A 19,402-nucleotide genomic window follows, 5' to 3' on the forward strand; every position below is an offset into this window, starting at 1 on the left:
GAAGTAAAACCAGAAGTGAAACCAGAAGTAAAACCAGAAGTGAAACCAGAAGTAAAACCAGAAGTGAAACCAGAAGTGAAACCAGAAGTAAAACCAGAAGTGAAACTAGAAGTGAAACCAGAAGTAAAACCAGAAGTGAAACCAGAAATGAAGCAAGAACCAAAGAAAGAAAGAACAACTGGGGCGAAGAAGGGAACAAAATCAGAGATTAATTTACCAGCATACCTCGATAAAACTTTAGTGACAAATGATGTTACGTATAATCAAATTGCATTAAACATGCTACAAGTTTCACAAATTTCAATTTCAGATCAAGCACAAAGCTTAGTTCGTGATATTAATAAAAAATATAATACTAATTTGAAATTTAGTAATATCGGATTAAGCATTAAGTTAGTAGATGAAGGTATGTCTCTTCCAACAGATTCAATTGGTGCGCAATTACTTATTGAAGGACCAGCTGAAAATGATTTTGAAATGAAATCCTTATATGATAATGAGGCCGTTGTGGAACTAACGAAAAGATGGGTTACCTTATTAGCTCCTGATTTAAATTTAGATCAAGAAATTCAAGAAGCAGTAGAGAAACATACTATGAATAACTACTATTTAAAAGGGGACTATAGGGTGAGAATTATGAATTTAAAATCTGATAAAGTAATGCGTGTACAAGTAGAACCTAAGTAATTACTATTGTTTTTTAATATAAGGTTTACCGTGATATAAAAATACTAATCAAATATATTATATAAAGGACACACCAGTATCTATTTAAAGGTAAGGTGTGTCCTATTTTTTGTACTGTAGATATACAATGAAAAAATGAGATACAACATATGTTAGTAAATGAAGTATATGAATTCCATATATATTTAAAGAAGAGGCAGGATACAATTTAGTTAAAAGAAGTAGGTAGAATAGCTCTTTAATCTTCAGAGAACTACTCCCCACTTAGCAAAGCTTGTAGTGGGAGCTTCTCAGGTCCACGACGAAAGTAACCTTTCCTTTCATAGGGTTAGAAACATTTATATTAACTCTTATATTAATTAAAATGAATAATCATTCACCATGTTTAATAATTAATCACTACATTATTAATATAGTTACCTTACAGAAATGTAAGATTTATTTAATTGACACTCGTATGTATAAGTAACTATACTAGTTACACAAGATTGGCAAATATATCGAATAGTCCCAAGCTATAAGTGTATGTCTGTGGATTCTTTTCGAGATAATAGTTTAATTTAATCGAAAATTACTTATATGTAATATATTGATAATAACAACTTAATCTATCTTTTAAACTAAGTCATATTTCTTATACGCTTAACTGTAAATGATTCATTTACCAACTTGTAATAATTTTTAGGAGTGTTACATTTTGAAATACAAATTAATTGCTACAGGAATTCTTGCTGGAAGTCTTCTATCCTACTCATCTAGTGCATTTGCAAATACTCACAAATTCCCAGATGTTCCTGCATGGGCTGACAAATCTGTTAATTATTTAGTTGATAAAAAAGTATTAAGTGGGTATCCAGATGGCACTTTTGGTTCAAGTGATACATTAGATCGAGCTTCTGCTGCAACCATTATGACAAAAGTTCTAGGTATACATGTTGATACAAATGCAAAACCTTCTTTTACAGATTCTCAAAATCATTGGGCAACCCCTTATATTGCTGCTGCTGAAAAAGCAGGGATAGTTAACGGTGAAGGAAATGGAATATTCAATCCCTCAGGAAAAGTTACCCGTGCTGCTATGGCAGCAATGTTAGTAAATGCATATAAGCTACAAGATAGAACAAATAATAATGTGCAAAGTAAGTTTCATGATTTAAAAGGACATTGGGGTGAAAAGTTTGCCAATATTTTAATTGATTTAAAGATTTCCGTTGGTACTGATAATGGTTGGCAACCAAATAGATTCATAACACGTGCAGAGGCCGCACAACTTACTGCCAAAACAGATACCCTACAATCTGGTCCGAAAAATCCTATAGAAAGTAAAACAATCATTATTGATCCTGGACATGGTGGCGCAGATCCTGGAAAGCCCACAAAAGGATTGCCCGAAAGTAAAATCGTATTAGACACTTCTTTACGTCTACAACAATTACTTGAAAAGCGTACACCATTTACAGTCTTATTAACTCGCGAATCTGATACTAGACCTGGACATGACCAAAAAAGCTCTTTACAGGAACGTGTTAAATTTGCTAAGCAAAATCAGGGTGATATCTTTATAAGCATTCATGCAAATGCTTTTAACGGTAATGCAAAAGGGACAGAAACATACTACTATAAATCTTCTAAATCTGAAAAAACAAATCCTCATGTGGAAGAAAGTCGTGTTTTAGCTGAAAAAATTCAAGAACGATTAGTAGACGCACTTCAAACACGTGATAGAGGTGTTAAACATGGAGATCTTCATGTTATAAGAGAAAATGACATGCCAGCTGTGTTAACGGAACTTGCTTTTATAGATAATGGTATCGATTACAGTAAGTTATCTACAGAAAACGGAAGGCAGATTGCTGCAGAAGCCATTTATGAGGGGATTTTAGATTATTATGAATGGAAAGGAAATAATGTATCTGAATATAGGTTGTAATAAGCAAATGAAAATATAGTAATTCTCGAAATGAAGAATTCTATAATTTTTTGTATTTTTTTAAACAAGAATTTTAAATATGTATTTAAAATTCTTGTTTAAATCGTTATTCTGTGTTTTAATAATATTGATAATAGTTATCAGTAAAGAAGAGATGGAAATTAGCAAATCAAGTGTTGATAGTTATTGGCATAAAGATTAATAAATTTCTACATTGTAACGTTATAAATCTATCTCTAGTATTGAGAGCTAAAAATAATACGTTTATATCTTTTAAATGTTTAAGAAGGAGTGGCTGTCTGTATGAAAAAAGCAAAGGGAATAGCTAAAAGTGTTGCCGTAGCGTCCGTTATTATGTCTGGATCACTTGGTTTACAAGCAACATCTGCATTTGCAGATTCTAAAGGAACTGTAGAAAATCTTCAAAATGGTGGAAAAGTCTATAATAGTTTTAAAACTACTTATGACATGAAACAGAATATCAAAAATTCAATAAAGGTTTCTTTTATTGAGGATCCTTACGCAGATAAAAAGATTGCAATTGTTACCACTGATGGTAGTAATATAGATGCGAAATATACAATTAATGGGGGATACTACAACGCAGGTTTAAAATGGCCATCGGCTTATCATACTGAAGCAGAAATAACTAGTGGTGATAGCGCTCAATTCCATAAAGCTGCCCCAGTTAATACAATGACTTCAGCAAAGGTTACTTCTGAGGTAGGGTATACACTTGGTGGAAGTGTTAAAGTTGGGGTAAATGATAAAGGGCCAAATGCCGATGCAAGTATTACAGGTAGCTTTGCTTGGAAAGAAAGTGTATCTTATGATCAGGTAGACTATAAAACGGTATTAGAGACTCACACTGATAAAAAATTAAATTGGAAAGTAGGATTCCAATCGTTTAATTTCCCAGAGTGGGGAATTTATAATCGTGATTCATTCAATACTTTCTATGGTAATCAACTATTTATGAAATCACGTAGTTATAATGAAGGAACGAATAATTTTGTTTCAAAAGACACAGTACCAGCTTTAACAGGATATGGTTTTTCTCCTAATGTAGTAGCGGTTATTACTGCTGATAAAACAGAATCTACATCAGATTTAAAAATAACAAATCGTAGAATTTCAGATCAGTACAATATTGAATGGGTAAGTTCAAAATGGTGGGGAACAAATAATAAGGATACATATAATGAGTTCTTTACAAACAACTATAAATTAGACTGGAAAAACCATCAAGTTACTCTTGATAACCAAAGAGCCCTTGAAGAACAATTGATTGGTATCAACAACGTGAATAACCAACTTAACAAAGGAAAAGGGAAATTATCTTTTTCAATGCATGGAAATCAACTTAAAGCTACATCTAGCAATGCTGGTTATGGTATCAGTTACGAAGATAAAAATTGGGGCATCTTTGTAAATGGTGAAAAGGTCTACACGTTTAATGAAAAAACAACTGTAGGTAATATCTCAAATGACATTAACAAATTAAACATCAAAGGACCTTATATTGAGATTAAACAAATCTAATCAGTAAATGAGTTACAATTGATGGATAATTATTTCATCAAGATATGAGTATAAAGGTTTGTTTTAAATCTGTATAATGTAATAAAAGGACCAAAGTTTATCTGTAAAAATTGATAAACTTTGGTCCTTATTATTTTTTTGTTTATTCTTTTACACAAGTAGAAAAGAGCGTGAAGTATTTGAGAGCAATTCATGCTAAACAGGGGGATATTGTTTAAAGTAATCAAGACTTCATCAGTTGTTAAGTTACTACTTTAAATATATAATTAAATTTCATTAAAAAGATACTCTATTCAAAGTCCTTATTGGATTTTTGAAGTGAAATATATATTATCTGAGGTGTGTGAAATGGGGAAATCTCGAGAGCAGACGATGGAAAATATTTTGAAGGCTGCTAAGAAAAAATTTGGAGAGCGTGGTTATGAAGGTACGAGCATACAAGAAATTGCAAAAGAAGCGAAAGTGAATGTTGCTATGGCTTCTTACTATTTTAATGGGAAAGAAAACCTATATTATGAGGTGTTTAAGAAATATGGCCTTGCTAATGAGTTACCTAATTTTCTTGAGAAAAATCAATTTAATCCTATTAATGCTCTAAGAGAATATTTAACAGTCTTTACTACACATATAAAAGAAAATCCTGAAATTGGTACATTGGCATATGAGGAGATTATTAAGGAAAGTGCAAGATTAGAAAAGATTAAACCATATTTTATAGGTAGTTTTGAACAGTTAAAGGAAATATTGCAGGAGGGGGAAAAACAAGGAGTATTTCATTTCTTCTCTATAAATCATACGATACATTGGATCACTTCTATTGTTTTATTTCCAAAGTTTAAAAAGTTCATTGATTGTTTAGGACCAAATGAAACGAATGATACGAATCATGAATGGATGCCAGAAGACTTAGTGAACAGGATTATTTCTGCTTTAACAGATAAGCCTAATATATAAATTATTCTTTGTTTATGAATCCTAATTTTCCTATTAAAAAGCCTAATTTCTCAATGTATTGTAGAGAAATTAGGCTTTTTTCGACACTTCATTCAAATACTTTATAGATCAATGGCTTGATTTATTAATTATTCGAGTGGAGTTACATAGATATAGTTTTTGTTGCGATGGTTTGTTGAAATGCCTTATCATGCTCAACAATAATCATTGTGGGATTAAATTGTTGAATCAGCTCTTCGATCTGCATACGTGAATAAATATCTATAAAGTTTAATGGTTCATCCCATATATACATATGGGCTTTTTTACATAAACTTTTAGCGATAAGCAGTTTTTTCTTTTGTCCACTAGAATAATGAGATATATCTTTCTCAAATTGAATTCGGTCAAAATCCATCTTTCGTAGGATGGATTTAAATAACGTCTCATCAATCTTGTGCTCTTCGATAAAGTCTGATAGCGATCCCTTCAAATGAGAAGTATCTTGTTGGACATAGGAAATGGTGAGCCTGTACCTAAAGTAACTAAACCTGTATGCTGTATCGGATGCCCTAGAATTAGTTTTAAGATACTGCTTTTCCCGCTCCCATTCTTGCCATCAAGCACAATTCGGTCACCTTGTTCAACTACGAAGTTAATTGGCTCATTCACGACTTGGTCATCGTACTTAACAGACACGTCAGCCAAAGTAACCAATTCATTTGACTTAAACTTCAATGCTTCTAATTTTAATGACTCAGTTTTCTCCACATTTTTTAGTGATTTTGACTTTTCTTCAATAGCTTTTTGTTGCCTTGATTCTAGGTTTTTTGCTCTTTTCATCATCTTGGCTGCTTTATGTCCTACAAATCCCTTATCCAACTTAGAACCTGAATTCCTTGTTCCATTTTTTGAAGCTTCTACATCATGAGACCAACTTGCTGAACGTTTGGAAGACTGTTTTAATCTTCCTATGTCTTTTTGTAGACGATCATTTGTAGCCTGTTCGTGCTCTTGCTGTCTATCAAAATTTAATTTCCAAGAAGAATAGTTTCCGCTTTGAACTTCAATATTTGCCCTATTTATAGATAAGATATGGTCAACGCATCCATCTAAAAAGATTCTGTCATGTGAAATTAAAATAAACCCTTTTTTCTTCTTTAGATAATCAGAGACTATTTCTCGTGCATCAGTGTCTAGGTGATTTGTTGGTTCATCAATTAATAGAAATTGGCCCTCATTTAAAAACAGTGCAGCGAGCAACACCTTTGTTTGTTCTCCATTTGATAAAGTTTTAAATGTTCTGTACGTGACCTCGGCATCAACATTTAAATAGGATATTTCACGTAGAAATTCCCAATCTTCTGCTTGGGGACAAATTTCTTCAAGAATTCCATGAGTAAATTTGTTCTTATCTGCAACAGGATAGGGGAAGTAATTGAATTCTACCGAAGCAAGGATTTTTCCACTATACTCATAAATCCTTAACAATAAATTAAAGAATGTCGTTTTACCTCGTCCGTTTCTACCGATAAATCCTAGTTTCCAGTCCGTATCTATTTGAAAGTTTACACCTTCAAAAATATTATCAAAGCTACCTGGGTATGAAAAAGTTAAGTTTTGAACTTTTATCATTGACATAATAATTCCTCCTTTATATATCGAAACGTTTCATATAAAGTCGGAACATCCATCCATTTTTTAATTGCTCTATATAAGTTTGATGGATATTAACGACTTATATAGAGCATTACATGTGTAACAATAGTGTCTGAATTAGCCATTTTTCTCGCTCCTTTATTTGTTAGGTAAATTTAGCGATTAATAAATTTCAACTTACATAAAAGGGAATAAAAAAATCCCCCAACTTTTAATCGGAAGGATTAGTCTCTCGCTTATACTAATAAGTACTTATTAATCATTTGAATCATGACAAATAAAGTATGAAGTGAATTATAAAAATGGATAGACTAACCCTATATTTTGTAGTTTGAAGTTATAAAATTCAACTTAAAATATAAATTAGTTAATCATTATTCATCCATCATTCCTTTCATCATTCAATTTTTAAATTAACATTCTTTTGGTGGAGATCCAATATTAGCGTCATCTAATTCTAGATCATTTATAATTCTTTTATTAAGTAGATACAACATTACATCTTTTTTATAAACATTGCATTTTCGTTCAAAGTGTCACATCCTTTGTCCATTAAAAGGGGAGGTATTTGAAATTGACATCACCTCTAGTTGTAACTATAATAGTTACAGTTAGTTTAGTAATTTAATTCGAATTTCTAAGTTAACGATAATATATTTCCCTTCTTTCTAAGTGTGACAATAAGCGACTAACTATGTTGTAATGGAAGGTTAGATTCTATCTCATATTTAAAGAACAGTTAAGTTGTATCATTCAAATTTACGATGAGTAAATAAGACTGCGGTATGTAGAAAGAAATCTTTTAAAAAAGGTCATAATATGGAATGATAGGTAACACTCATTTTAATGAATACGAGCTGTGCCTTATCAAGTCATTTTTAATAAAAGTCTAGAAAAAATCAAGAAGGTGGTCCATTGCGTAAATATTCACATGTACAATTTTATGTATTGATATTAGCTCTAATAGCTTATTTAAGTTTTTGCTTTATATTTTTATTTGTTTTTCCGAATCACTATTTTGTATCAGATTTTAATATACGACTATCATCCTTAGTTGTTGAAATTACAGTATTTATCTCATTACTTTACTCTATAGCATCAAGAAAAATTAAACTAGGAGTCTTTTGGGTTTGTATTACAATTGCAATAGGGTGTTTCTTGATAGGGAATTTTATATCTGCTTTTCAAGTACTTAATGTAGAATTACCAATAGAAAACTTTAATATCTCTGATGTATTTTTGTTGTTTTTCTTATTCTTCTTTCTCCTTGCGTTCTTTTATAAAATCATTATGGAATGTAACAAGTGGGAAAAAGCGTATTTAATTTGTGATTTATGTATTGTTGTTACTGCTATTTTTACCTTAGAGTGGTACCTATTTAATAAACCTTCTGCAAATATCTTATTCTTATCAATTGGAGATGTTTTTCTTTCATTTATTTTCCCAATTATAGATCTATTGCTTCTTTTACTAGGAGTTAGCCTTATCTTCCGACCAGCAATTTTTAATGCGAAAAGTAAATTATTTATTTTTATTTTAGTATTAACAGGATTGTCCATTACGGACTACTTATATTTCTATTTACAAGATGATTTATCATATCGTTCACTCATATTATTAAGGTGTTTGTATAGAGTTTTTCTATTATTGATTGCCATTGTTGCTACTATCCCAAGGAGTGCAACTTCTAGAAGAAATTATTTTATTATTAATCCGACATTTGGAAAGAAACTTCTTGTCATATTCCCTTATCTTGCAGTTGCAATCTTAATTGGTTTTACTTTGAAAGAGCAAACTTCTTCATCTACACTGATTACGGGAAATTGTATTGCCTTTGTATTTGTACTGATTCGTCATACAATTGTACGCATGCAAAACAAAGATTTAACCGAAACATTAAAAGTGTTTAATAATCAATTAGAGCAAAAAGTATCTCAAAGAACAGCAGATTTAATAAAAAAATCTAATGATTTGGTAAAAAATCAAGAGAGGTTTAAGTCCTTATATGAGTATCATCCAGATCCTATATTAACAATTGATCCAAATGGTATCGTATTAAATATAAACCAGTCTGGAAGTATATTATTAGGAAAAGATAGTGGTGCATTAATAGGAAAAGAGTGCTTCTCTATTTTTTTAGATGAAGATAAACTTGAATTGGAAGCAGCTCTAAAGAAGGGGAAACGATGTAGTTCGTCTTCATTACAGTTACGTGTGAAAAATAATAATGAGAAGGATATACATTTTTGGTATGTCACCATTGTTCCTATTATGATAGAAGGACAAACTTTTGGGAGTTATGTAATGGTAAAAGACATAACAAGGATGAAGCAACAACAGGATGAGATAAACTATCTAGCATTTCATGATACGGTGACGGAGATTAGGAATCGAATATTCTTTCAACAAGAATTAGACAGATCCATTGAGCGTGTACAAAAAACACAGGATAAGTTTGGACTTCTGTATATAGATTTAAACCGCTTTAAGACCATTAATGATACACTGGGTCATGCAATTGGTGACAGTGTTTTAAAAGAAGTTGCCAAACGTTTTAGGACATGTCTGTCACCAGTTATTCCTTTAGCAAGAATAGGGGGAGATGAGTTTGCAATCATTGTCCATAACAAAACAGAGCAACAGCTATTGGATTTGTGTGAGACACTATTTCGTATAACTGAAAAACCATTTGTAGTAAATCAACATAGCTTTTACTTATCTCTTAGTATAGGAATAGCGTTGTATCCATTTGGAGGAACAAATGCCAAAACACTTTTACAACATGCTGATATCGCCATGTATAGTGCGAAGGAAAAAGGTAGCAATGCTGTTTGTATGTACGACGAGACATTATCTCAAAAAATAACAAGACGATTACGATTAGAGCAGGATTTACCAAATGCAATTGAGAATAATGAATTGTTTTTATTGTATCAACCTCAAATTGATAGTATGGCAGGTAAGGTTATTGGCGCAGAGGCATTAATACGTTGGCAACATCCAGAGCTGGGGCTAATTTCACCTTTTGAGTTTATACCTATCGCGGAAGAAACATCGCAAATTATTTCAATTGGAAAATGGACGCTACAGCAAGCGTGTCTACAACTGAAAGAATGGAATTCTGCAGGTTATACAAATCTAAAAATGGGGATAAATTTATCAGCTATAGAGTTTGAACAGAAAGATTTTGTTCAAACAATTATATCTACCATAGAAGAAATAGGAGTACCAGCTAATTTGATTGATTTGGAATTAACAGAGCGAATTGCCATGGTAGATGAAAAAGAAACTTTATCGAAGTTAAAAGCATTAAAATCATATGGTGTACATTTATCAATTGATGATTTTGGTACAGGATATTCTTCATTAGCGTATCTACCTTTATATCCAATTGATACTTTGAAAATTCCAAGAGAATTTGTGAATAGGGTTGGAACTTCAAATGATGGAGATGAAATTATACAAACTATTATTTCGCTAGCCCATACTTTAAATATGAAAGTGATTGCGGAAGGAGTAGAAACGAAGAAACAATTAACAGTGTTACAACAAAATGCATGCTATTTAATTCAAGGCTATTATTACAGTAAACCTGTAAAGAAAGATGAGTTTCTCAAGTTTTTAAGCAAGGAATAAGTGAGAACTATGTACATGTGGGGTAAAGGGAAAAGAAGTTCTACCTATATTAAGTAGAACTTCTTTTTGAGTTAACTAGCAGTTAGGTTTCCAAAATGTTTTGCATCAAGATGTATCATTACTCAAGCTGTTATCTTGTTCTTAAGTGATTCCTTTTTTATGACTGGTCTTCTCGTCTAGAAATTTGAAGGAATAGTATTACAGTTGCAGGTCATACTATCTAAAGTTATTTTATTATTTATCGTTTATTACATTTGAAATGACTTTTAGTGTGTATAAGCACGTGATAAGTAAATTAAATAAACAAAGGCCCTGTAAAAAATCTAGGGCCGGATACAGGGTTAAGGGAACGCATAGTTTATTAGTAACATATTAGCATAAACTTTTCATGTAACTACATAAGAGTTTTGACAACTTTAAGAACAAGATAGAGGGTTTTTAAGAATAAATACAGTACTGAAAATCAGAGTTGTGATTTAAATTAGTGTGGTTATAACGTTAAAAATAGATGAGTATTTGAATTATAATAACTTTTAGGAATGTATATGTAAGAAACATTTTTTGATTAGATTGAAAGAGAAATCTGACAATTTATTATATGTTATACCCAAATAATTTTAAATCTTCTCCTGAGTCTGAAATTATCTTTTCAAACTGCAATCCTACTTTTTCTAAAAGCTTTCCTGAATTGATGTTATCAATAGTAGTAATGGCTACAATTCGTTTCATACCTAGGTTCTGTACACCGTAGTCTATTACAGCAGAAGCGGATTCAAAACCATATCCCTTTGAACGGAATTTCTCTAAAAAGGCAAAGCCGATATCAACATCTTCTAATGAATCTCTTTTAATAAGTCCGCACATACCAAGTGGAGTGAAATCTTCTTTTCGCTCTACTAAGTAAAGACCAAAGCCCATTTTATTATACATATCAATTGGTCCGTTTAAGATGTATTTTTTTGCATCGTCTAAGTTTTTAATCCTTTTATCACCAATAAACTGAATCCATGCAGGATCGTTTACTAATTCTAGAATAAATGGAGCGTCTTTTATATCAAACCAGCGAAGAACGAGTCGTTCAGTTTCAAGAACTATCAATCTATTGCACCACCTTTAATAGTTATAACAATTAGTATGGATTGCGAAATACAAAAGTGCAACATATTTTCATTGTGCTCTACTTGTTCACATAAAGTTCGTTTGTTTTGTATAAAGGGATATTTTATAATTAGAATTGATTGTAAAGAGTGAGATACTTATACAATGACTCCTAGGTAACTAGGAGTTTTTACTATATAACTATCATTATTACTAAATATGACACACTACACATTCTACTCAAGGAGGTACATAATGAAGAAATTATATAATGCATCGTTTACGTATTTGATTATCGGTTTATTATCAGGGATTTTCGCTAGGGAGTATGGAAAGTATAAGGGGATTGTAGGCTCTACTTTGTTAAATCTATTGCATACACATACACTTGTACTCGGCTTTTTCTTCTTTTTAATTGCTTTAGGATTAGCAAAAGTATTCGCGTTTCATGAAGCGAAAAGTTTTAATAAGTGGTTTGTTTTACATAATATTGCATTAATTTTAATGTTAGGTTCATTGGCAGCGAGAGGGCTGCTTCAGCTAAATGGAGCGGACTTTAAAGGGTTAACTTATATTGTAGGATTTTCCCATTCGTTAATGGCAGTTACTTTAGTTTGGTTTATGTTGTTAATAAAGAAGTCATTTAAAATATAGTTTTATAGAAAAGAACTTGCAATATTTATTGCAAGTTCTTTTTGTTTATTCGACAGTAAGAAACAAATTTCATATGTATAAAACTTGAATTATTTAATTTTTCGAATTATTATGTATAAAACAGTTAACATATTTTGTAATTCGAATTTATAGGAAGTAGGAGGGTGTACGATGGAAATAACGGTAGAGCGTTTAGTAAATGAATTAAAGGGTGTACTTCCCGAAGATCGAGTAGTTGTAAATACGACAGTAAGAGAGTTACATAGTAAAGATGAATCTTATCATACTAGTAGTTTACCTGATGTGGTAGTTTTTCCGAAAACGACTGAAGAGGTTAGTAGATTAATGAAAATAGCGAGTGAGCATAAAAAACCTGTCGTTCCTTTTGGGGTAGGTTCTAGTTTAGAAGGACATGTCATTCCATATGAAAAAGGAATTACAATGGACTTTTCGCTCATGAATAAAATACTCGAAATAAGAGAGAAAGATTTTCTTGTAAGAGTACAGCCGGGAGTGACTCGCTCTCAGCTTAATAAAGAATTGAAAAAGTATGGATTGTTTTTTAGTGTAGACCCAGGTGCAGATGCAACGTTAGGTGGAATGGCAGCCACAAATGCGAGCGGAACGACAGCAGTTAAATATGGGGTAATGCGTGATCAAGTTCGTGATTTAGAAGTCGTTCTTGCTGATGGGGAAGTAATACATACTGGAAATTTAGCAGCGAAGTCATCATCAGGTTACCATTTAAATGGTGTTTTCGTAGGGTCAGAAGGGACGCTCGGATGTTTTACGGAGTTAACTTTAAAAGTATACGGCATACCAGAACATGTTATGGCAGCGAGAGCATCGTTTCCAACTATAAATGATGCAGTAGAAGCTGTTATTAATATACTACAAGCGGGTATTCCAATTGCGAGAATTGAACTTGTAGATGAATTATCTATGAAACAAGTAAATCGTTATAATGAAACAAGTTACAGAGAAGAGCCTACACTGTTTTTAGAGTTTCACGGTAATGAAGCTGGGCTAAAGCAAGATATTGAATTCACGAAGGAAATTGTTTTTGATCATACATGTAAAGAAGTTGCTTTTGAAACGGAAACTGCAGCGAGAAATAAATTATGGGATGCACGGCATAATCTAGCGTACTCTTACGTTCATAGCTATCCTGGTAAAAAGCTTATGAGTACAGACGTATGTGTACCAATTTCAGAATTAGCTGGTGCAATCCAACATGCGAAAGAAACATTAGATAAAGTAGGTCTTGTCGGTGGTATTCTTGGTCATGTAGGAGACGGAAATTTCCACGTGCTCTTAATGGTCGATCCGAACGATAAAGAAGAAGTGGAAAAAGCGGACGAAATAAACGAAAGTATCGTTTTATATGCTCTTAAACGAGGCGGGACGTGTACGGGAGAACATGGTGTTGGGGTTGGGAAACGGAAGTATCAAGAAGAAGAACATGGGGCGGCGTTACTCGTAATGGAAAAAATAAAGAAAGCTCTTGACCCGCAAAACATTTTGAATCCAAATAAAGTTTTTCAGTTGAAGGATAGGGGATGATGGGGTGAAAGTACTAGAAGCGATAAGTAATATAGCTGGAAAGTATTTTGCATTTTGGGTTATTTGTATTGCAGCTATTGCATATTTCATTCCCGCTCCATTTCTTGGGTTAACTAGTTACATAACAATTTTACTTGGCGTTGTTATGTTTGGGATGGGATTAACATTAAAGACTGTTGATTTCAAAATCATTGCTACAAAACCATTGCCAGTTATTATCGGTGTATGTGCTCAGTTTATTATTATGCCACTTGTCGCATACGTACTAGCCTACGTTATGAATCTGCCAGCTGAGTTAGCAGCTGGATTAGTGTTGCTCGGTTCAGTACCGGGTGGCACTGCATCAAATGTTATGGTTTATTTAGCAAAAGGGAACTTAGCGTTGTCTATTGCAATGACTTCATTATCAACGTTACTAGCACCAATTGCTACACCTCTTATTTTATTATTACTTGCAGGACAATGGATGCCAGTGAATGCTATGTCTATGTTTCTTTCTATCGTACAAGTCATTATCCTACCTATTATTTTAGGATTAGTAGTGAAGAAGTTTTTCCCAAAAACTGTTACGAAAGGAATGACTGTTATTCCTTTAATATCAGTTGTAGCAATTATTATTATTGTTTCTGCAGTTGTTTCAGCGAATGTAAGTAGCATTACTTCTTCGGGCCTGCTTATCTTTATTGCAGTGATGCTTCATAATGCATTTGGCTTTTTACTCGGATATATAACAGCGCTCGTACTTGGACTAGACGAAGGAACAAGAAGGGCTATTTCAATAGAAGTAGGAATGCAAAATTCAGGCTTAGGTGTTGCGCTGGCAACGGCACATTTTGGACCAGCAGCTGCACTCCCAAGTGTATTAGCAGCAGTGTGGCATAACATTGCAGGACCGATTTTAGCAACCATCTGGTCAAAAAATGCAAAGGGAAATTTTAGTGATGAAAATTTATCAATAAATATAGAAAAATAGGAATGATAAAGAATGCAAAAACGTATTGTACAGTTTGAAGGACTGGTTGTTTTCTTAGCTACGATTTATACGTATTCGATATATGAATTTAGTTGGATTATATTTTGGGTATTCCTTTTAGCACCGGATTTATCAATGTTAGCATACGGTATAAATAATCATGTAGGTGCTAAAATTTATAATATTTTTCACACATATATTATATCGATAGTAATAGCTATAATAGGTGTATATTTTAAGGTAGATACCGTTATAATGATTGGTTTAATATGGACAGCACATATTGGGATGGATCGAATATTTGGATATGGATTGAAATATGAGACGGATTTTAAAGATACTCATATTCAAAGATTATAAATTGTTTTGGAAAGAGGGATACATTGAAACAGAGAATTACTATCGAAGAATATAACATCAAATGGGAAAGTGAATTTAATAAGCTACAATCGCTCATTAACAATGTAATAAAAGAACTTGCTTTGTCCATTGAGCATGTTGGGAGTACATCCGTTAAAGGACTTGCATCGAAGCCGATATTAGATATTGATATAGTAATAGAAGAGTACGGGATTTTTCCTGAAGTAGCAAAAATGCTTGGAAAGATAGGATACTATCATCAAGCAGAATGGAGCTTCAAAGGGAGAGAAGCATTTGGCAGAAAGGACGCTTTTGTTCCGTGGGACGGGGAAAGTACAGTTTGGATGGAACATCATTTATATGTGTGTGATAAGAATAGTGAAGAGCTAAGAAGACATATAGTGTTTCGAGATTACCTTCGTGAACATGAAGATGTAGCTATTGAATATGGAAGTTTAAAGAAAGTGTTAGCAAGAAAATCGAAAAATAGAGCGAGCTATAGTGAAGGTAAGCCGGCATTTATTACAAGTATATTGAAGGAAATAAACTAAGGTCGCATTGAGTACATGCGGCCTATTCTTTTTAAATTGAAAGCTGCCACTATAAAATAATGACAAACTGTCCCTGTTAATTGATACGATTACTAAATATAATAAGAAATAAAATAGAAAAGAGCGGAAAAGAGGGAGCTTATGTACATACCAAAATATTTCGCAATACAAGATGAAGAGATGAAGTACGAAATAATGGAACAAAATAGCTTTGCGACATTATTTTCTCAACATAACGGGGAACCATATGCAACGCATTTGCCGTTGTTATTAAATAGGGAGACTCTAACTTTACATGGCCATTTCGCACGTCCGAATGAACAGTGGAAAGATAGTGGGAATCAAGAAGTATTAGCTATATTTCAAGGGCCACACAGTTACATATCACCATCGTGGTATGAAACAAACAATGCAGTGCCAACATGGAATTACGTCGCAGTGCATGTATATGGAGAATTGGAAATTGTTGAGGATGAACAGGAATTAATAGACTCTCTTCAAGATTTAGTACATACATATGAAGATCCACAGAGTACCTATTCACTTAATGATGTAGACCCGAATTATATGGGAGGATTAAGTAAGGTGATAGTTGGATTCAAAATAAAGATAAATAAAATAGAAGGAAAAGCGAAGCTAAGTCAAAATCATTCTGTAGAGAGACGGAATGTAGTTGTTGAGGAACTTGAGAAAGTTGGTAGTGAGGGGAGTAGGGGGATTGCGGAGTTGATGAGAAAATAAAGTTTACTTGAAAGGGAAATATTCTAAATGAGCATATTTAAAAAAAGACCTTCTGAATTGAAGGTCTTTCGTTTTTTAAAGCGCTTTTACAGCTGTTGTTGAGTTGTAGTCTTTACTTACGTCAACAGATTGAACAAAGTCAGGTCTTTGTGGTGCGGGAAGATCAGCGTGACTTGCTTTATATGTAAATGAACTATTTATCCCAATAGACACAATTCCAATAACAGATAATCCTAATAAGATAGAACTAATTTTTTTTATCATTTTAATGCCCCTTTCTCAAAAGTTTTTTCTTTTGCTTGTAATGCTTTATGAAAATACTCACTTGCTTTTATGTGATTATTTTCATCGTAAAGTTTAATTGCTAATTTTTCTGAATATTCTTGAGTGTAGTTATATAAAGATTCTTTGTCGAAATACGTAATTCCTTCAAGAATAATATTTTCTAGATCTTCAGTTGTCTCATTATTGTTAAGAGAATTTAAAATTTTAAAATGAAGTATATATTCATCATTGTTTAGTTCTGTACAAACTTCCAAACCTTTTTTGATAAGTTTTTCAGCAATGTTTATTTCACCAAGTTTAGAATGCTCTCTGGCTTGTAAAAAGAGCGCTTTAAAGTGTGTAGGTATTTTGGTTGACACCTCTGATAAATGTCGAATCGCTAGAGAAGACAGGTTTTGACTTGCATAGAGCCAACCTAGATTATTACGAACGCTTAAAACTAAATCATTTTCGTTTAGTTTTTGTAAAATGGAAAGAGCAGAATTGAACTTTTCCTCTGCTTGTTCATATTGCTTTAAAAATACACATGAGGAACCAATTATATTGTCGCAAAGTGCTAATTTTATCTCGAACCCGTTTTCAGTCATGAAAATATTTCTGGCTTTTGTTGCTTGCTGAATTGCTTCAATAGGTTTATAAAAATGTTGATTAAAGATAGCGAATCGGTAATTAAATTCTGCTTCCTCTAGTTTATCTGAAACATTTCCTAGTAGCTTTTCAGCATTTTCGTAATGTTCGCTAGCTAAGTTGTAATTTGTTGTTAAAGTAGCATGAATTGCTTTAAATAAATGATAGTAGTAAGAAAGTTGGTGATTAGGTGAAATCGCGTAAGAATCTATCTTATTAAAGCTGTCTTTTGTGATGCTTAAACCATCAGTTAAAACTTTGAAACGAAAATTTAGTAGAGAATAGTATAATGCTAATTTTTCATCTTCTTCAAAGTTTAGTTCCTTTTCCTCAATTTCATGCTTTAAGTTTGTCGCCTGGGACACATCTTGTTTTAGCATAGCTAAATACCAGTCATTAAATAATTTTGTAATTTGTTCATTACCTTGTAGTTGAACGTTCATGAAATCCCCTCACTTTTTGAATATTCTTATAAAATATATTATCAAAAATAACAATATTTAGAAATGAGGTTTTATATTTCTCAATATTTGTTTCGTATTTTCATTATTAAGCTCATTGGAAGAGATAGGTTTTGGTTTTGAGTTAAAGAAAGAGGAGAGCTATATAGTTAGGGACTTGAAATGGATTAAAAAGATGTGTTCATACAAATTGCATAAACACATCTTTTTTAATGTATTAAACAATCAAGTCCCACAAAAAGTACGATAAGGACGATTCGTCGGTACAGGTGGAACGCAGTATTCTTCTTGATCTGTAGCATACGCATAAGGATTAGATAGCGCTTCAAGAAGTTTCTCCATTACGCTATAGTCGCTATTTGTAACAGCTGCTTCTAGTGCTTCTTCTACGCGATGGTTTCTTGGGATGATGGATGGGTTATTATTTTTCATCATTTCGTAGGCGTTTTCTTTCGATTCTTCTTGTCTTTCTAATCGAGATTGCCATAGTTTGTACCATTCTTTAAATTCAGGACTTTCAAATAGAGCTGTATTTTCGATCGTATCAAGAGTTAATGAACGGAATGTATTTGTGTAATCTGCGTTATGTTTCTCCATCATTTTTAAAAGTTGCTCAATAAGTGATTGATCTTGTTCTTCGTTGCTAAATAGTCCTAATTTCTTTTTCATTCCAATGAACCACTGGTTTTCATACTGTATGCTAAATTTTGAAATTTCGTCTTGAGCAATTTTTAATGATTCTTCTTCATCTTCATGTAGGATCGGTATTAAAGATTCAGCTAGTCGAGCGAGGTCCCATGCGGCCATATATGGCTGATTCCCATATGCGTAGCGACCTTGTGTATCAATAGAGCTAAATACAGTTCCTTGGTCGTAATTGTCCATAAATGCACAAGGGCCGTAATCAATCGTTTCTCCACTAATTGTTATATTGTCAGTGTTCATTACGCCATGGATAAATCCAACAAGTTGCCATTTAGCGATGAGACTTGCTTGTTTTTTTATGACTTCTTGTAGTAATGCAGTATATCGGTTTTCATGAGCCTCAATTTCTGGATAATGCCTTTTTATCGTATAGTCAGCTAGTGATTGAAGATCCTCGATAGAACCACGAGCTGCAGCATATTGGAATGTGCCGACGCGTATATGACTGCTAGCTACTCTAGTTAAAATTGCTCCAGGTAACTTTGTTTCACGATATGTTGGTTCGCCAGTTGTGACAACTGCTAAACTGCGCGTAGTTGGAATATCAAGTGCATACATTGCTTCACTAATAATATACTCACGTAGCATTGGACCGAGTGCCGCACGACCATCACCGCGGCGTGAATACGGAGTAGGGCCAGAACCTTTCAGTTGAATGTCAAAACGTTTACCTGAAGGAGTAATTTGTTCGCCAATTAAAAGGGCACGACCGTCGCCTAACATATTAAAATGTCCGAACTGATGACCGGCATACGCTTGTGCTAACGGATGAGCTCCTTCTGGCAGTGCATTACCAGCGAAAATAGCAATTTCAACTTCTTTTTTCAATTCTTCAGGATTAAAGCCAAGAGATATTGCTAGTGAATGATTTAGTTTAACTAGCTCCGGTGAACTTACTGGAGTAAGGGGGATTTCTGTATAAAATGATTGTGGTAAAGTCGTATAACTATTATCTAAATTCCAACCAGTTTCATTTTTTTTAGTCATTTTATCTCCT

General features: G+C 32.9%; 14 protein-coding genes and 2 pseudogenes. 11 read left to right on the plus strand and 5 right to left on the minus strand.

Going from position 1 to position 19,402, the window contains the following annotated elements; all coding sequences use genetic code 11:
- From MKO96_RS13230 to hlyIIR, 4 genes and pseudogenes are all read left to right on the plus strand, one after another.
- A pseudogene (locus MKO96_RS13230) lies at positions 1-687 on the plus strand (S-layer homology domain-containing protein); the annotation flags it as partial.
- A 697-nt stretch (positions 688-1,384) separates the two neighbouring features.
- Positions 1,385-2,617 (plus strand): N-acetylmuramoyl-L-alanine amidase, encoded by a 1,233-nt coding sequence (locus MKO96_RS13235; RefSeq protein ID WP_240587684.1) that lies wholly within the window; start codon positions 1,385-1,387, stop codon positions 2,615-2,617.
- Positions 2,618-2,920: 303 nt separating this feature from the next.
- Positions 2,921-4,159 carry a hemolysin II HlyII gene (gene hlyII / locus MKO96_RS13240; RefSeq protein ID WP_240587685.1) on the plus strand — a complete coding sequence of 413 codons (1,239 nt, stop codon included), beginning with the start codon at positions 2,921-2,923 and terminating at the stop codon, positions 4,157-4,159.
- A gap of 348 nt (positions 4,160-4,507) precedes the next feature.
- The gene (gene hlyIIR / locus MKO96_RS13245; protein ID WP_240587686.1) at positions 4,508-5,113 is read left to right on the plus strand and encodes a hemolysin II regulator HlyIIR; all 606 of its coding nucleotides are present in this window, start codon (positions 4,508-4,510) and stop codon (positions 5,111-5,113) included.
- A gap of 142 nt (positions 5,114-5,255) precedes the next feature.
- Here hlyIIR and MKO96_RS13250 read toward each other — a convergent pair.
- Positions 5,256-6,733 (minus strand): annotated as a pseudogene (locus MKO96_RS13250) (Lsa family ABC-F type ribosomal protection protein).
- 933 nt (positions 6,734-7,666) lie between these two features.
- Here MKO96_RS13250 and MKO96_RS13255 point away from each other — a divergent pair.
- Positions 7,667-10,387, plus strand: a complete 2,721-nt coding sequence (locus MKO96_RS13255) for a sensor domain-containing protein (RefSeq protein ID WP_240587687.1) — start codon at positions 7,667-7,669, stop codon at positions 10,385-10,387.
- Between the two features lie 594 nt (positions 10,388-10,981).
- Here MKO96_RS13255 and MKO96_RS13260 read toward each other — a convergent pair.
- Positions 10,982-11,485: a GNAT family N-acetyltransferase gene (locus MKO96_RS13260; protein ID WP_240587688.1), complete on the minus strand. Its 504-nt coding sequence runs from the start codon at positions 11,483-11,485 to the stop codon at positions 10,982-10,984.
- Positions 11,486-11,740: 255 nt separating this feature from the next.
- Here MKO96_RS13260 and MKO96_RS13265 point away from each other — a divergent pair, with 255 nt between their 5' ends.
- The 6 genes from MKO96_RS13265 to MKO96_RS13290 all read left to right on the plus strand — a co-directional run bounded on the left by MKO96_RS13265 (position 11,741) and on the right by MKO96_RS13290 (position 16,327).
- On the plus strand, positions 11,741-12,139 hold the full coding sequence (locus MKO96_RS13265) for a DUF2871 family protein (protein WP_000737899.1): 399 nt from the start codon (positions 11,741-11,743) through the stop codon (positions 12,137-12,139).
- Positions 12,140-12,310: 171 nt separating this feature from the next.
- Positions 12,311-13,702, plus strand: a complete 1,392-nt coding sequence (locus tag MKO96_RS13270) for an FAD-binding oxidoreductase (protein WP_240587689.1) — start codon at positions 12,311-12,313, stop codon at positions 13,700-13,702.
- Positions 13,703-13,706: 4 nt separating this feature from the next.
- Positions 13,707-14,675 carry a bile acid:sodium symporter family protein gene (locus tag MKO96_RS13275; RefSeq protein ID WP_240587690.1) on the plus strand — a complete coding sequence of 323 codons (969 nt, stop codon included), beginning with the start codon at positions 13,707-13,709 and terminating at the stop codon, positions 14,673-14,675.
- Between the two features lie 12 nt (positions 14,676-14,687).
- On the plus strand, positions 14,688-15,035 hold the full coding sequence (locus MKO96_RS13280; protein ID WP_240587691.1) for a DUF4260 domain-containing protein: 348 nt from the start codon (positions 14,688-14,690) through the stop codon (positions 15,033-15,035).
- Positions 15,036-15,058: 23 nt separating this feature from the next.
- Positions 15,059-15,586 (plus strand): GrpB family protein, encoded by a 528-nt coding sequence (locus tag MKO96_RS13285; RefSeq protein ID WP_240587692.1) that lies wholly within the window; start codon positions 15,059-15,061, stop codon positions 15,584-15,586.
- 141 nt (positions 15,587-15,727) lie between these two features.
- Positions 15,728-16,327 carry an FMN-binding negative transcriptional regulator gene (locus MKO96_RS13290; protein WP_240587693.1) on the plus strand — a complete coding sequence of 200 codons (600 nt, stop codon included), beginning with the start codon at positions 15,728-15,730 and terminating at the stop codon, positions 16,325-16,327.
- 75 nt (positions 16,328-16,402) lie between these two features.
- Here MKO96_RS13290 and MKO96_RS13295 read toward each other — a convergent pair whose 3' ends face one another.
- The 3 genes from MKO96_RS13295 to MKO96_RS13305 all read right to left on the minus strand — a co-directional run bounded on the left by MKO96_RS13295 (position 16,403) and on the right by MKO96_RS13305 (position 19,392).
- A complete protein-coding gene (locus tag MKO96_RS13295) occupies positions 16,403-16,591 on the minus strand; it encodes a Phr family secreted Rap phosphatase inhibitor (protein ID WP_000592005.1) in 189 nt (62 codons plus the stop codon).
- Positions 16,588-17,682: a response regulator aspartate phosphatase gene (locus MKO96_RS13300; protein ID WP_240587694.1), complete on the minus strand. Its 1,095-nt coding sequence runs from the start codon at positions 17,680-17,682 to the stop codon at positions 16,588-16,590. Before MKO96_RS13300 ends, MKO96_RS13295 begins: the two co-directional genes overlap by 4 nt.
- 243 nt (positions 17,683-17,925) lie before the next feature.
- The gene (locus tag MKO96_RS13305; protein ID WP_240587695.1) at positions 17,926-19,392 is read right to left on the minus strand and encodes a protein adenylyltransferase SelO; all 1,467 of its coding nucleotides are present in this window, start codon (positions 19,390-19,392) and stop codon (positions 17,926-17,928) included.
- Positions 19,393-19,402: the final 10 nt, after the last annotated feature.

This window comes from Bacillus sp. ES1-5 (genome assembly GCF_022487605.1).
Classification (GTDB): domain Bacteria; phylum Bacillota; class Bacilli; order Bacillales; family Bacillaceae_G; genus Bacillus_A; species Bacillus_A wiedmannii.